Annotated in this window: 12 protein-coding genes; 3 read left to right on the forward strand and 9 right to left on the reverse strand. The window is 63.5% G+C overall.

The features are described from left to right. Positions 1 to 35: 35 nt before the first annotated feature. From scpA to AO684_RS20045, 9 genes are all read right to left on the reverse strand, one after another. Positions 36 to 2,165: a methylmalonyl-CoA mutase gene (scpA, locus tag AO684_RS20010; protein WP_054304504.1), complete on the reverse strand. Its 2,130-nt coding sequence runs from the start codon at positions 2,163 to 2,165 to the stop codon at positions 36 to 38. A 99-nt stretch (positions 2,166 to 2,264) separates the two neighbouring features. Beyond that, entirely contained in the window at positions 2,265 to 3,488 is a 1,224-nt protein-coding gene (locus AO684_RS20015) for a hypothetical protein (RefSeq protein ID WP_054304505.1), read from the reverse strand. A gap of 98 nt (positions 3,489 to 3,586) precedes the next feature. Continuing rightward, entirely contained in the window at positions 3,587 to 5,590 is a 2,004-nt protein-coding gene (locus AO684_RS20020; protein WP_054304506.1) for an acetyl/propionyl/methylcrotonyl-CoA carboxylase subunit alpha, read from the reverse strand. Positions 5,591 to 5,715: 125 nt separating this feature from the next. Further along, positions 5,716 to 5,973: a hypothetical protein gene (locus tag AO684_RS20025; protein ID WP_054304507.1), complete on the reverse strand. Its 258-nt coding sequence runs from the start codon at positions 5,971 to 5,973 to the stop codon at positions 5,716 to 5,718. Positions 5,974 to 6,310: 337 nt separating this feature from the next. Next, positions 6,311 to 6,706 (reverse strand): hypothetical protein, encoded by a 396-nt coding sequence (locus AO684_RS20030; RefSeq protein ID WP_054304508.1) that lies wholly within the window; start codon positions 6,704 to 6,706, stop codon positions 6,311 to 6,313. 63 nt (positions 6,707 to 6,769) lie between these two features. Further along, the gene (locus AO684_RS22100) at positions 6,770 to 6,910 is read right to left on the reverse strand and encodes a hypothetical protein (protein WP_170120522.1); all 141 of its coding nucleotides are present in this window, start codon (positions 6,908 to 6,910) and stop codon (positions 6,770 to 6,772) included. A 211-nt stretch (positions 6,911 to 7,121) separates the two neighbouring features. Then, a complete protein-coding gene (locus tag AO684_RS20035; RefSeq protein WP_229825263.1) occupies positions 7,122 to 7,529 on the reverse strand; it encodes a DUF6497 family protein in 408 nt (135 codons plus the stop codon). Beyond that, on the reverse strand, positions 7,516 to 8,286 hold the full coding sequence (locus AO684_RS21910; protein WP_054304509.1) for a hypothetical protein: 771 nt from the start codon (positions 8,284 to 8,286) through the stop codon (positions 7,516 to 7,518). The genes AO684_RS20035 and AO684_RS21910 overlap by 14 nt, the downstream gene beginning before the upstream one ends. Positions 8,287 to 8,304: 18 nt before the next feature. Next, a complete protein-coding gene (locus tag AO684_RS20045; protein WP_054304510.1) occupies positions 8,305 to 9,837 on the reverse strand; it encodes an acyl-CoA carboxylase subunit beta in 1,533 nt (510 codons plus the stop codon). Positions 9,838 to 10,070: 233 nt separating this feature from the next. Between AO684_RS20045 and AO684_RS20050 the strand changes: the two genes are divergently transcribed. The 3 genes from AO684_RS20050 to AO684_RS20060 all read left to right on the forward strand — a co-directional run bounded on the left by AO684_RS20050 (position 10,071) and on the right by AO684_RS20060 (position 13,175). Next, the gene (locus tag AO684_RS20050) at positions 10,071 to 10,421 is read left to right on the forward strand and encodes a DMT family protein (RefSeq protein WP_054304511.1); all 351 of its coding nucleotides are present in this window, start codon (positions 10,071 to 10,073) and stop codon (positions 10,419 to 10,421) included. Between the two features lie 71 nt (positions 10,422 to 10,492). Further along, positions 10,493 to 11,710 (forward strand): multidrug effflux MFS transporter, encoded by a 1,218-nt coding sequence (locus AO684_RS20055; RefSeq protein WP_054304512.1) that lies wholly within the window; start codon positions 10,493 to 10,495, stop codon positions 11,708 to 11,710. Positions 11,711 to 11,777: 67 nt separating this feature from the next. Continuing rightward, positions 11,778 to 13,175, forward strand: a complete 1,398-nt coding sequence (locus AO684_RS20060) for a short-chain fatty acyl-CoA regulator family protein (protein ID WP_054304513.1) — start codon at positions 11,778 to 11,780, stop codon at positions 13,173 to 13,175. Positions 13,176 to 13,196 lie beyond the last annotated feature (21 nt).

The raw sequence follows: 13,196 nt of genomic DNA on the forward strand, positions 1-13,196 counted from the left end.
CCAAGAGGGGGGCAGACAGCCCCCCTCCCCTCGTATCAGCCGCGCGCTTCACCGATCAGCTTCAGGATATCGCGCGCCGCGTTGGGGATGTTGGTGCCAGGACCAAAGATCGCCTTCACGCCGCTCTTGTACAGGAAATCATAGTCCTGCTGCGGAATGACGCCGCCGCAGATCACGATGATGTCGCCCGCACCCTTGGCCTTCAGCGCCTCGACCAGCTTCGGTGCCAGCGTCTTGTGGCCCGCCGCCTGGCTGGAGATGCCGACGATATGCACGTCATTGTCCACTGCATCCTGCGCCGCCTCTTCCGGGGTCTGGAACAGCGGCCCCACATCAACGTCAAAGCCGATATCGGCAAAGGCGGTGGCAATGACCTTGGCGCCCCGGTCGTGACCGTCCTGCCCCATCTTCACCACCAGCATGCGCGGGCGGCGGCCCTCGGCCTCGGCGAAGGCGTCAACATCCTTCTGGATCTGGGCAAAGCCGTCGTCGCCCTCATAGGCGGCGCCGTAAACCCCGGCGAGGGTCTTCACTTCCGCGCGGTGGCGGCCGAATACTTTTTCCATGGCGTCGCTGATCTCCCCTACCGATGCACGGGCGCGGGCGGCCTCGACCGCGGCTTCCAGAAGGTTTCCGCCCTCGGCGGCGCGGCGGCCAAGCTCGGCCAGCGCGGCCTGTGCCTTCGCCTCGTCCCGCGCAGCGCGGGTGGCTTTCAGCCGTGCGATCTGCGCCTCGCGCACCGCGATATTGTCGATGTCGAGAATGTCGATCGGCTCTTCCTTGTCCTTGCGGTACTTGTTGACGCCAACTATCACCTCTTCGCCCCGGTCGATCATGGCCTGACGCCGCGCCGCCGATTCCTCGATGCGCAGCTTGGGCATGCCCGAAGCCACGGCCTTGGTCATGCCGCCCATCGCCTCGACTTCCTCGATCAGCGCCCAGGCTTTTTCCGCCAGTTCTGCCGTCAGGCTTTCGACATAGTAAGATCCCGCCAGCGGATCGACGACATGGGTGATGCCGGTTTCCTCCTGCAGGATCAGCTGGGTATTCCGCGCGATGCGGGCAGAAAATTCGGTCGGCAGGGCAATCGCCTCGTCCAGCGCATTGGTATGGAGCGACTGTGTCCCCCCCAGCGCCGCCGCCATCGCCTCATAGGCCGTGCGGATGACGTTGTTGTAGGGGTCTTGCTCCTGCAAGGACACGCCCGAGGTCTGACAATGGGTGCGCAGCATCAGGCTACCCGATTTCTTCGGCTCGAATTCCGCCATGATGCGGTGCCACAGCAGACGCGCGGCGCGCAGCTTCGCGGCCTCCATGAAGAAATTCATGCCGATGGCAAAGAAGAACGACAGCCGCCCGGCGAAATCATCGACATTCATGCCCCGCGCCAGCGCCGCGCGCACATATTCGCGCCCGTCGGCCAGCGTATAGGCCAGTTCCTGCACGAGGTTCGCGCCCGCCTCCTGCATGTGATAGCCGGAGATCGAGATGGAGTTGAACTTCGGCATCTCTTTCGACGTGTATTCGATGATGTCGGCGATGATCCGCATCGAGGGTTCGGGCGGATAGACATAGGTGTTCCGAACCATGAACTCTTTCAGGATATCGTTCTGGATCGTGCCCGACAGCAGGCTGCGGTCCACGCCCTGTTCCTCGCCCGTCACGATGAAATTGGCGAGGATCGGGATGACCGCGCCGTTCATCGTCATGGAAACGCTGATCTTTTCCAGCGGGATGCCATTGAACAGGATCTTCATGTCCTCGACCGAGTCGATGGCCACGCCCGCCTTGCCCACATCGCCCACCACGCGCGGGTGATCGCTGTCATAGCCGCGATGGGTGGCGAGGTCGAAGGCGACCGAGACGCCCTGCTGCCCGGCGGCCAGCGCCTTGCGGTAGAAGGCATTCGATTCCTCGGCGGTCGAAAACCCGGCATATTGCCGGATCGTCCAGGGCCGGCCGGCATACATCGTCGCCCGCACGCCGCGGGTGAAGGGGGCGCTGCCCGGCAGCGTGCCCATATGCGGCAGGTTTGCCGTGTCTTCCGCCGTGTAAAGCGGCTTGACGGTAATACCTTCCAGCGTCTGCCAGTTCAGGCTGTCCGGGCTTTTGCCCTTGAGTTCCTTCTCGGCGACCTTGCGCCAGGTTTCGATCGGGTCAGTCATGGCTCTCGTCCTTGGCTTCTGCCGGATGGGCACCGGCACAGGGAGTTGCGGCGCGTGCGAACGCACCGATGCAAAATGGCTGCCGGTCAGGGCCAGCGCCTATTCCAGAAAATCCTCGGCGGTGGGGATGCGCCCGAAGGCGATCTTGGCGCCGGTATAGGGCACATGGTGCGGCGGCAGCTGGCCATAGCGCACGGTATCCTGCCCGAAGCGCTGGTTCAGACGATCCACCACCGCGCAAAGCGCGCGCCGGTCCTGCGCCGGGGCGAACAGATCCGCCGAAACCCCGGCATCCGGCACCAGACCGCCCAGCGTGACCGAAACCGACAGCGGCCGGTGTGGTGGCAGCGCTGTCCAGTAGCGACCCAGTACCTCCAGCAGGAAAAAAGTATCCTGCGTCGCGCGGATGTCGCCGCCATGGCCGATATAGCCCGCCTCGGCGCATTTCACGCTCAGATGCAGGCTGCGGGCATGGAAGCCTTCGCGCCTCAGCCGCGCCGCAGCCTTCACCAGCAGGCGCCGCGCCACCAGACGCGCGCCCTCGGGCGTCTTGTTGCCCGCAGTCAGCACCTGGCCATGGCCGATCATGCCGCGATGGGTTTCCGGCCAGACCACGGTTTCGCCGCGCAATTCGCGCAGCAACCGTTCGCCCGCCACATTGCCCCAGATCGCCCGTGCGCGCTTCGGGTCCAGATGGTAAAGTGCAGGCACATCCGTGATCCCTGCCGCCTCCAGCCGCGCCTTCATCCGCCAGGACACGCCCGGCAGATCGTCCAGCGCCAGATGCGCCAGCCGGTCGGGCAGCACATGCGGCAACAGCCAGTGCAACCCGCCCGGCTTTTCCAGCCCGGCGGCCAGTTTCGCCAGCAATCGCGTCGGCGCCAACCCGACAGAGCAGCGCAGCGCCGGGCTGACCCGATCCAGCACCGCCTGTTGCAGATCGCGCCCGATCTGCATGGCCCGCGACAGTTCCTGCTGCGAGCCTGTCAGAAGGCACGAACATTCGTCGATCGACCAGACCCGATGGATCGGCAGCACCGTTTCCACCGCTTGCAGGATGGCATGGTGATACCGCACGCAGACATCGTGCTTCACCGGGCGAAAGACGATGCCGGGGCAAAGCCTGCGCGCCTCGTCCTGCCGTGTGCCCATGCCGACGCCCCGGCGCTTGGCGTCGATGCTGGCCGCGATACAGGCCGCGCCCGGCGCATCCGTCGTCAGAACACCCACCGGGCGCCCCATCAGCGCCGGCTCCTCGGCCTGCGCGACCGAGGCGTAGAAACTGTTCATGTCGAAGAACAGGGTAGAAACGCGCAGCGTCATGGCAGGACGACCCGGACAGGAGTTGAGGCCCCACTATAGAACAAAATGGGAACTCAATTCCAGCCCGAAGCCGGTATGCCATGACGCCGCGCGCCACCTTATTCGAACTCCATGATCACATCATCGACCTTGAGGCTGGCCCCGGCGGCGGCATTGATCTTCTTCACCACGCCCCGGCGTTCGGCCTTGAGGATGTTTTCCATCTTCATCGCCTCGACCGTGGCCAGCGCCTGCCCTTCCTGCACTTCCTGGCCTTCCTCGACGCTGATCTTCACCACCAGACCCGGCATCGGGCACAGCAGGAATTTCGAGGTATCCGGCGGCAGTTTTTCCGGCATCAGCAAGGCCAGATCGTGCTGGCGCGGGCTGCGCACATGGACTTTCAGATCGGCACCGCGCACCCGGATGCGGAAGCCCATCGGGATCTTGCCGACCTTCAGCACCAGCGGCGCGCCCTCGACCGTCAGGCGGGCCAGCGGCTGCCCCGGCGTCCAGTCGCTTTCGACACGCATGGCATGGCCATCCTCGAAGGTCACGGTCGAACCGGCCTTGTCAGCCGCGATCTGCACCGGGAAAGCCGTGCCTTGCAGGCTGACCACCCAGTCGTCACCGACGCGGCGTTCGTGGTTGTCCATCGTGCCGGAAATCTTGGTGCGGCGAATCTCGGCCACGCGGTTCATCGCCGCCGTCGCCGCCACGACACGGCGCAGCATGGCCTCATCCAGCGTCACCCCGTTGAAACCTTCGGGATATTCCTCGGCGATGAAAGCGGTGGTGATATTGCCGCTGGTGAAGCGCGGGTGATCCATCACCGCCGAGCAGAACGGCAGGTTATGGCCGATGCCTTCCACCTCGAACGTGTCCAGTGCCAGCCGCATTTCCTCGATGGCGGCCTCGCGCGTTGGCCCCCAGGAACAGAGCTTGGCGATCATCGGGTCGTAATACATGCTGATCTCGCCGCCTTCAAAGACGCCGGTATCATTGCGCACGATGCCGCCGCGCGCGGTTTCACCCTCAACCGGCGGACGGTAGCGGGTCAGCCGCCCGATGGAGGGCAGGAAGTTGCGATAGGGATCTTCGGCATAGAGGCGGCTTTCCATCGCCCAGCCGTTGATCTTCAGATCTTCCTGCCTGAACGGCAGCGGCTCGCCATTCGCGACGCGGATCATCTGTTCCACCAGATCGACCCCGGTGATCAGTTCCGTCACCGGATGTTCCACCTGAAGGCGGGTGTTCATCTCGAGGAAATAGAAGTTGCGGTTGCCGTCCACGATGAACTCGACGGTGCCCGCGCTGGTATAGCCCACGGCCTTCGCCAGCGCGACCGCCTGTTCGCCCATGGCCTTGCGGGTGGCCTCATCAAGGAAAGGCGACGGCGCTTCCTCAATCACCTTCTGGTTCCGCCGCTGGATCGAGCATTCGCGTTCGTGCAGGTAGACCGCATTGCCATGCTTGTCGGCCAGCACCTGAATTTCGATGTGGCGCGGCTGGGTCACGAATTTCTCGATGAAGATACGGTCGTCGCCAAAGCTGTTGGCCGCCTCATTCTTCGAGGACTCGAAGCCTTCGCGCGCTTCCTGATCATTCCACGCGATGCGCATGCCCTTGCCACCGCCGCCCGCGCTGGCCTTGATCATCACCGGATAGCCGATCTCGCTGGAAATCTTCACCGCCTCGTCGGGATCGGCGATCAGGCCCATGTACCCCGGAACGGTGTTCACGCCCGCCTCCATGGCGATCTTCTTCGAGGTGATCTTGTCGCCCATCGCCTCGATGGCCGGGCTCGGCGGGCCAACGAAGATCACGCCCTCGGCTTCCAGCGCCGCGGCGAAATCCATGCGTTCGGACAGGAAGCCATAGCCCGGATGCACCGCCTCGGCCCCGGTCTGGCGAATGGCGTCCATGATCTTGTCGATCACAATGTAAGACTGGTTGGCGGGCGGCGGGCCGATATGCACCGCCTCGTCGGCCATCTTGACATGCAGTGCGTTGCGGTCGGCGTCCGAATAGACGGCAACCGTCTTAATACCCATCTTGCGGGCGGTCTTGATCACGCGGCAGGCGATCTCGCCCCGGTTGGCGATCAGGATCTTCTTGAACATTCGGCTTCCTTCCCTCAACGGCACGCGGGCCAGCGTGCGCGGCAGCTCAAAAAAGAAGGGCCAGCCGGGGGATACCCCGACTGGCCCTGGTGACAGGTTCAGACGCCGCGAAAGCGGCAGTCAGATCAGTAGCAGGCCGGCAGCCCGGCAACGCCGCAGGATGCGCCACCGGCCAGCGCGCCAAGCGCAGCCCCGGCAACCATGTTTTCATCGGTCGCATCGGCAATGGCGGCACCGACGACTGCGCCTGCGACGGCGCGGCCGCCCTGGGTTTGCAGCGGGTTGGACGGCTGGCCGTAGTAGCCATTCGACGGCTGCGACTGCACGCAGCCCGCGACGACAAGAACCAGCGCGCCGCTGGCGAGAAGGGAAGTGATACGCATTTTGCTCGGCCTCCATGAGCGGTCTCGTTATGGAGTAAGTCTAGCGCAACCGTGAACGGCGACCAGTCGGGAAATGCGCGAACAGCCGCGCCGCAGGCAAAGCCTTGCCGATGTCCTGCGACAAAAAGAGACCGCCCGCCCCGCGCGGGAACGGACGGCCGAGATGGGGAAGGGTCACACTCCTGGCGCAAGGCCCGGATGCCGACATGGCCGGGGACAGCCACATCGGCAGGCAGAAGATGCGGCAGCCCATGGCCACAGGCAAAGGCAAAAGCGCCCTCCACCTCCGCTTGCGCGGAGATTTGCCGGAAAACCATGGGGTTGCGCGAAATCATGCTCAATCGTCCTCTTCGTCCCAGTCGTCGAGATCATAGGGCTCTGCCTCGGGGGCAAAGATCTCGGGGAAAGAGGCCTGGGCACGCTGCACGTCGATCCGCAGCAAGGCGTCATAGGAGGAGGGATCGAAGGGGTCTTCGGCAGGAACCACCTCGCGCCCGAACAGCCAGCTCAGGCGGCCAGCGTCCAGATTGCCACGTTCGAAGGGTTCTTCGCCGAAATAGGCCCAGAGGGCCGCCATGAAGGCGCTGTCCGCCGCCCGGTCAAGGTTCTTGCGGTCCTTGAACCGCTCACGCCGGATGATTTTGGTCGCGCCTTCCTTCATGTTGGCGCGGCGGATTGTGAACTGGAAGTCCGTCCCGGTCATGCGACCGGGGAAACCACGATGTTTCAGCATGTTGCGCCTCCCAGACCGGAGGCGCCGAAGGGGGCGGACCGCAGCCCGCCCCGCGCCGGGGTCTTACTTGTACTTGCCGGTGTAGACCGGCTCGGTGGTGAGCTGAGGCTCAGCCGAATAGACGACTTCTTCTTGCTTGCCAGCGCAGGCCGCGACGAAGGCGACAGTGCAAAGCGCGAAGGCGATACGGGCAGTGCTCGACATTCTCTTCTCCATTCTTGCGGGACGACCGCGACAGAGAAATCCGCAGCGGCCCCCCGATACAGGGTTGGAAACGCTGATGCGCGTTTCCCCGCAATCATAACCCTTTCCCGCAAGACAGGACATCCGCGCCCGGCGAAAGCGGGCTGCTGTGTCCGGGCTACATCATTCCGGGCAGTGGATGAAGAACATACCGCAAGATGTTGTGGATACATCAGAACATCTCCCAGATGCAGGCCCCGTCGCGAATGGCGAAGGCTTCGAAGAATTGCGTGGCTTCCGGCGCACTTTCGCCGAAAGGCACCGCCGTATCCGACAGCGAGATGATGACCTGTTGCGGCACCGGCCCAAAATCGCTGATCCGCGGCAGTGCAAAACTTTCGCACAGCGCGTGGATATCAGCGGTCGCCGTATCGACATCGACACTGCCACCCAGGCGCGCGATCTGCGGCGCCAGAAAGCGGAACCGCAGGGTCAGGCCGTCGGGCCCGGTCTCGTTCCAGATCACATCCAGCAGCGTGACCGGCTGGCCGGAAGGCACGGCAACGGGGTTGGCATCCCCGACCAGGACCACCTCGCCCGGTTCCTGCATGGGATCGGGGGTCTGGTCAGGCAGCGTCATGCCCCACCCCCTTGCGCATCATCACCCGCAGATACTTCGGCTGCTCCGACAGCACCTCGACCGCGCCGCGCGACCGAAGCTTTGCAAGCTGCGTCTCGGCGCGACCGGCGCGCAGGTCGAACAGCGCCGCACCACCCGGGGCAAGCGCCTTGTCCAGGAAGGGCAGATAGGGGTCCAGCGGATAATGGAAGCCGCAGGACAGGAAGGAGGCCGCACAATCGACCGGCCCCGCCTCTTCCGGCGCGCGGTCGCGCGGGTTCAGCAACTCGATCCGCCCGGCCGCGATGCCGTTTGCAAGCAACATCGCCCGTGCGGTCGCAAGACTGGAATAGGCGGCCCCGTCCTTTGCAAAGCCGAAGTGCCGCCGCTCGTTGCTTTCCAGGTCGATCAGCAGCAGGTCACAGCCGGTCTCGCGCGCCAGAAACAGATCGAACAGCGCATAGCCGCAGCCGATATCGGCAAAGCGCTTCGGCGCCAGCTTTTGCAAAACCGGCGCAAGCAAAGTGTACTCTGCAAATATGACGCCCGCCGCCCGATAGGCGATCTCGATGCCCAGCTTCTCTACCGCCTCGGCAATGGGCGCCTCGTCCCCGGCGTTCCATGCCTTGATCACCTGGCCGGGCTGAGGCCAGTCAAACAGCACCTCAGACCGTTGCAGGATCAGGTTGAGCAGATCCTGCGGTCCGAATGCCGTCAGGTCCAGCGACCGGATTTCCGGTCGCTGAGCCTCGGCCCCTATGTCGATATCAAGCTGCATGGCACCCCCTGCTTGCGATTACAGGGGGATATTATCGTGCTTCTTCCACGGGTTTGCCAGCTTCTTGCCCCGCAGCGAGGCGAAGGCGCGGGCCACGCGGCGACGGGTCGAATGCGGCATGATCACCTCGTCGATGAAACCACGCTCGGCCGCGACGAAGGGATTGGCGAAACGGTCCTCGTAATCCCTGGTCCGCGCCGCGATCTTCTCCTTGTCGCCCAGCTCGCTGCGATAGAGGATCTCGGTCGCGCCCTTGGCGCCCATCACCGCGATTTCCGCCGTGGGCCAGGCATAGTTGAAATCGCCGCGCAGGTGTTTCGAGGCCATCACGTCATACGCGCCGCCATAGGCCTTGCGGGTGATCACCGTGACCTTTGGCACCGTCGCCTCGCCATAGGCGAACAGCAGTTTCGCACCATGCTTGATGACGCCACCATATTCCTGGCCCGTTCCCGGCAGGAAGCCCGGCACGTCGACCAGGGTCAGGATCGGAATTTCAAAGGCGTCACAGAAGCGCACGAAACGCGCGGCCTTGCGACTGGAATCGATATCCAGACAGCCTGCCAGCACCATGGGCTGATTGGCGACCACACCCACGGTCTGCCCTTCGATCCGCACGAAGCCGGTGATGATATTCGCCGCATAATCCTTCTGGATCTCGTAAAAATCGCCCTCGTCCGCGATTTTCTGGATCAGCTCTTTCATATCATAAGGCTGGTTCGGATTGTCAGGGATCAGCGTATCAAGGCTGTTTTCCACCCGCGACGGATCATCGAAGAACGGGCGCACCGGCGCCTTTTCCCGGTTGTTGAGCGGCAGGAAATCGACCAGACGCCGCACCTCGGCCAGCGCCTCGACATCATTTTCGAACGCGCCATCAACCACGCCCGATTTCCGGGCATGGGTCGAGGCTCCGCCCAGTTCCTCGGCTGTCACCACCTCGTTGGTGACCGTTTTCACCACATCGGGGCCGGTCACGAACATGTAGGACGTGTCCTTCACCATGAAGATGAAGTCGGTCATCGCAGGGCTGTAGACCGCGCCACCGGCGCAGGGGCCCATGATGACGCTGATCTGCGGCACCACACCCGAGGCCATGATATTGCGCTGGAACACCTCGGCATAACCCGCCAGCGAGGCCACGCCCTCCTGGATGCGCGCGCCGCCGGAATCGTTCAGACCAATGACAGGGGCGCCGTTCTGCACCGCCATATCCATGATCTTGCAGATCTTCTGCGCATGGGTTTCCGAAAGCGATCCGCCGAAAACCGTGAAATCCTGGCTGAAGACATAGACCTGACGGCCATTGACCGTACCCCAGCCAGTCACCACGCCATCGCCCGCCGGACGGTCTGCCTCCATGCCGAAATCGGTGCAGCGGTGGCGGACGAACATGTCGAATTCCTCGAACGAGCCTTCGTCCAGCAGCAGTTCAATCCGTTCGCGCGCAGTCAGCTTGCCCTTGGCATGCTGCGCCTCGACCCGGCGCACCCCACCCCCGGCACGCGCAGCGTCACGGCGGGTTTCAAGCTCTTGCAGGATGTCTTTCATGGCGGTCCTCTCCCCGGGAATCGGCTGCAACATAATCTTGCGTGACAGCCGCGTGAAACGAAATTGCGAAAATTTGCAAATTATTGGCAAGGCCATTTGTGCAAATTGCAAATTCCGTTCAGATCCCGCACACCCCCTTCGCAGCAAGTTGAGAACTCAGGCCGGCGTTAGCGATACCAACTCTGGCCCGGCCGCATTAGGATCGCGCGCAGATCAACCCGTCCGGAGCCATCATGCCCGCCCTGCCCGTTCCGCTTGTTACCATCGGATTGCTTGTCGCCTCCAATGTTTTCATGACCTTCGCCTGGTATGGCCACCTGAAATTCAAAGAGGCGGCGATCCCCATTGTGATCCTCACCTCCTGGGGAATCGCCCTGTTCGAATACATGCTGATGGTGCCAGCGAACCGCATCGGCTACGGCTATTTCTCCGCAGCCGAGCTGAAGACGATCCAGGAGGTCATTACCCTTGTGATCTTCGGCATCTTTTCGACGCTGTTCCTGAAAGAGCCGCTGAGCTGGAACCACTTTGTCGGCTTTTCGCTGATTGCGGGCGGCGCCTTCTTCATCTTCCACCGCTGGTAACCGGCCTGCCGCACAGCGGCCTGTGCATTCTTGCGATGGACAGAGCCGCCGCGCGCGCGTAGCCCTTGCATATGCAACTACCGCCCTCACGCTTTCTCGATCCGACGACCCCGCCGAAGATCGTCACGCTGACCCTGCTGGCCGGGGTCTCTGCGCTGACCATGAATATCTTCCTGCCCTCGCTTCCGGGCATGGCAGAGTGGTTTGGCACGTCTTACGGGTTGATGCAGCTTTCCGTCGCGCTGTATCTGGCGCTTTCTGCCGTGCTGCAAATCGCCATCGGCCCGATTTCGGACCGTTATGGCCGCCGCCGCGTGGTGCTGGGGGCGCTTCTGCTGTTCCTTTTGGCCACGGTCGGCACCTTGCTGGCCCCTAATGCGACGGCCTTCCTGATCTTCCGTATGGCGCAGGCGGTTGTCGCCGCCGGCATGGTGCTGTCGCGGGCCATCGTGCGCGACATGGTCAGCGATGCCGAGGCAGCCTCGATGATCGGCTATGTGACGATGGGGATGAGCCTCGTGCCGATGATCGGCCCGGTGATTGGCGGTGTGCTGGATGAATATTTCGGCTGGCACGCCAATTTCGGCCTGCTGCTGGCGGCAGGCATCGCGGTTACCTTGCTGTGCTGGCGCGATCTGGGCGAAACCTCCACCCCTTCAGGGATGAGCTTTACCGAGCAGGCCCGGCAATATCCGCTCCTCCTGCGGTCGCAGAGGTTCTGGGGTTACTGCCTGTCCGCGGCTTTTGCCTCGGGCTGTTTCTTCGCCTATCTCGGCGGCGCCCCCTTCGTCGGTACCGAGGTTTTCGGCCTCTCCGCCTCGCGCGTGGGCATGTTGTTCGCCCTCACCGCGCTGGGATATGCGGGGGGCAACTTCTTTGCGGGCCGGTATTCGGTGCGCATCGGGATGAACCGCATGGTTCTGCTGGGAACGGTGGTGACCACGCTGTCCTCCGCCGTGCTGGCGCTCCTGTCGCTGCTGGATCTGACCACTGCCTTCCTTTTCTTCGGGCTGACCCTGTTCATGGGGCTTGGGAACGGCATCTGCCTGCCGAATGCCAATGCCGGCATCCTTTCAGTGCGCCCCGAGCTGGCAGGCACCGCGTCGGGGCTTGGCGGGGCCTTCATCATCGGCGGGGGCGCGGGGCTCGCGGCACTGGCCGGTATCCTGCTGCAACCCGGCTCCAGCGAACTGCCCCTGGTACTGCTGATCCTTGCCTCCTCCGTTGCATCGGTGCTGTCGATTCTCTGGGTCATGCAGCGCGCCCGCGCCCTTGGTCTTTCGGGCTGACCGCTTGACGACAGGCTTTGCAAAGGCGAGTGTTTGCAATTAGCAACCCCGCCGCAACGGAGGCCTGATGTCGACCCAGAAGCTTTATGCCGGGGTAAAGCTGCGCGAACTGCGCGGCAGGCTCGGTGTCACCCAAAAGGTCTTTGCAGACAAACTGGGCGTATCCCTGCCCTATCTGAACCAGATGGAGAACAACCACCGGCCGGTTTCAGCTGCGGTCGTCTTGTCGCTGGTGCAGGAATTCGGCTTCGACGTCACCGAACTGACCACAGGTGATGCAGAGCGGATCGTGTCGGACATGCGCGAGGCACTGGCCGACCCGGTTTTCCAGAGCGGCGCGCCGCCGCTGGCCGATCTGCGGCTGGCCGCGTCCAACGCCCCGGCGCTGGCGCGGGCCTTTCTGGACCTGCATCGCGCCTATCGTCAGACCCACGAACGCCTCGCCTCGCTGGACGAGGCTCTGGGTCGTGAGGATGCGGCACTGCGCCCATCACCATGGGAGGAAGTCCGTGATTTCTTTCACTATTGCGACAACTACCTCGATGCCATCGACCGCGCGGCAGAACATTACGCCATGCCTTCGGGGAGCCGGAAAGACCCGCTTTTCATCGCAACCGACACGCTGACCAAAGCGGGGGTGGAGCTGCATTTTTCCGACAGCACGGCGCTTCGGGTTTACGATCCGAACGGGCGGCGGCTGGAGATTTCGGGCCGTGCCTCCGGGCCGACCCAGCGGTTTCAGCTGCTTTACCAGGTGGCGCTGACCACCCAGAACGATCTGCTGGAAGCAACGCTGGATCTGGCCCGCTTTGCCACGCCGGAGGCGCGGGATATCGCCAAGATCGGTCTTGCCAACTACTTTGCCGGGGCCGCGCTGCTGCCCTACCGTGCCTTCCAGGCGGCCGCCATGGAAACCCGCCATGATCTTGAGCGCCTGTCAGACCTGTTCGGCGCCTCCATCGAACAGGTGGCGCATCGCCTGTCCACCCTGCAAAGGCCGGGTGCGAAAGGCATACCTTTCTTCTTTGTCCGGGTCGATCAGGCGGGCACGATCACCAAACGCCATTCGGCCACACGTCTGCAATTCGCCCGTTTCGGCGGGGCCTGCCCGCTGTGGAACGTGCATCGCGCCTTTGAAACACCCGGTCGGTTTCTGCGTCAGCTGGCGGAAACACCGGATGGCGTGCGCTATTTCTGCCTCTCGCGCGATGTCAGCAAGGCGGGGGGCAGTTTCCAGGCGCCGGTGCGCCGCTACGCGATTGGCCTTGGATGCGAGGTGCAACACGCTGATGCTCTGGTCTATGCCGACGGGCTGGACCTCCGGGGCCGGTTCGAGCCGATCGGCATTTCCTGCCGGATCTGCGAGCGGCGCGACTGTCACCAGCGCTCCGTCCCACCGCTGGAGCGCCGGTTGAAGGTCGACCCCGACAAACGCGGAGTCCTACCCTACCAAATTGCTGAGTGATTATTGCAAAGCAAAGGCCCG

Origin of the sequence: Gemmobacter sp. LW-1, from assembly GCF_001303875.1 — a bacterium.
Taxonomy (GTDB): domain Bacteria; phylum Pseudomonadota; class Alphaproteobacteria; order Rhodobacterales; family Rhodobacteraceae; genus Gemmobacter; species Gemmobacter caeni.

What these genes read in the sequence shown, in the direction of transcription:
- scpA (WP_054304504.1), bottom strand. Translation starts at nt 2,165, where the DNA reads ATGACTGACCCGATCGAAACCTGGCGCAAGGTCGCCGAGAAGGAACTC.
- AO684_RS20015 (WP_054304505.1), bottom strand. Translation starts at nt 3,488, where the DNA reads ATGACGCTGCGCGTTTCTACCCTGTTCTTCGACATGAACAGTTTCTAC.
- AO684_RS20020 (WP_054304506.1), bottom strand. Translation starts at nt 5,590, where the DNA reads ATGTTCAAGAAGATCCTGATCGCCAACCGGGGCGAGATCGCCTGCCGC.
- AO684_RS20025 (WP_054304507.1), bottom strand. Translation starts at nt 5,973, where the DNA reads ATGCGTATCACTTCCCTTCTCGCCAGCGGCGCGCTGGTTCTTGTCGTC.
- AO684_RS20030 (WP_054304508.1), bottom strand. Translation starts at nt 6,706, where the DNA reads ATGCTGAAACATCGTGGTTTCCCCGGTCGCATGACCGGGACGGACTTC.
- AO684_RS22100 (WP_170120522.1), bottom strand. Translation starts at nt 6,910, where the DNA reads ATGTCGAGCACTGCCCGTATCGCCTTCGCGCTTTGCACTGTCGCCTTC.
- AO684_RS20035 (WP_229825263.1), bottom strand. Translation starts at nt 7,529, where the DNA reads ATGACGCTGCCTGACCAGACCCCCGATCCCATGCAGGAACCGGGCGAG.
- AO684_RS21910 (WP_054304509.1), bottom strand. Translation starts at nt 8,286, where the DNA reads ATGCAGCTTGATATCGACATAGGGGCCGAGGCTCAGCGACCGGAAATC.
- AO684_RS20045 (WP_054304510.1), bottom strand. Translation starts at nt 9,837, where the DNA reads ATGAAAGACATCCTGCAAGAGCTTGAAACCCGCCGTGACGCTGCGCGT.
- AO684_RS20050 (WP_054304511.1), top strand. Translation starts at nt 10,071, where the DNA reads ATGCCCGCCCTGCCCGTTCCGCTTGTTACCATCGGATTGCTTGTCGCC.
- AO684_RS20055 (WP_054304512.1), top strand. Translation starts at nt 10,493, where the DNA reads ATGCAACTACCGCCCTCACGCTTTCTCGATCCGACGACCCCGCCGAAG.
- AO684_RS20060 (WP_054304513.1), top strand. Translation starts at nt 11,778, where the DNA reads ATGTCGACCCAGAAGCTTTATGCCGGGGTAAAGCTGCGCGAACTGCGC.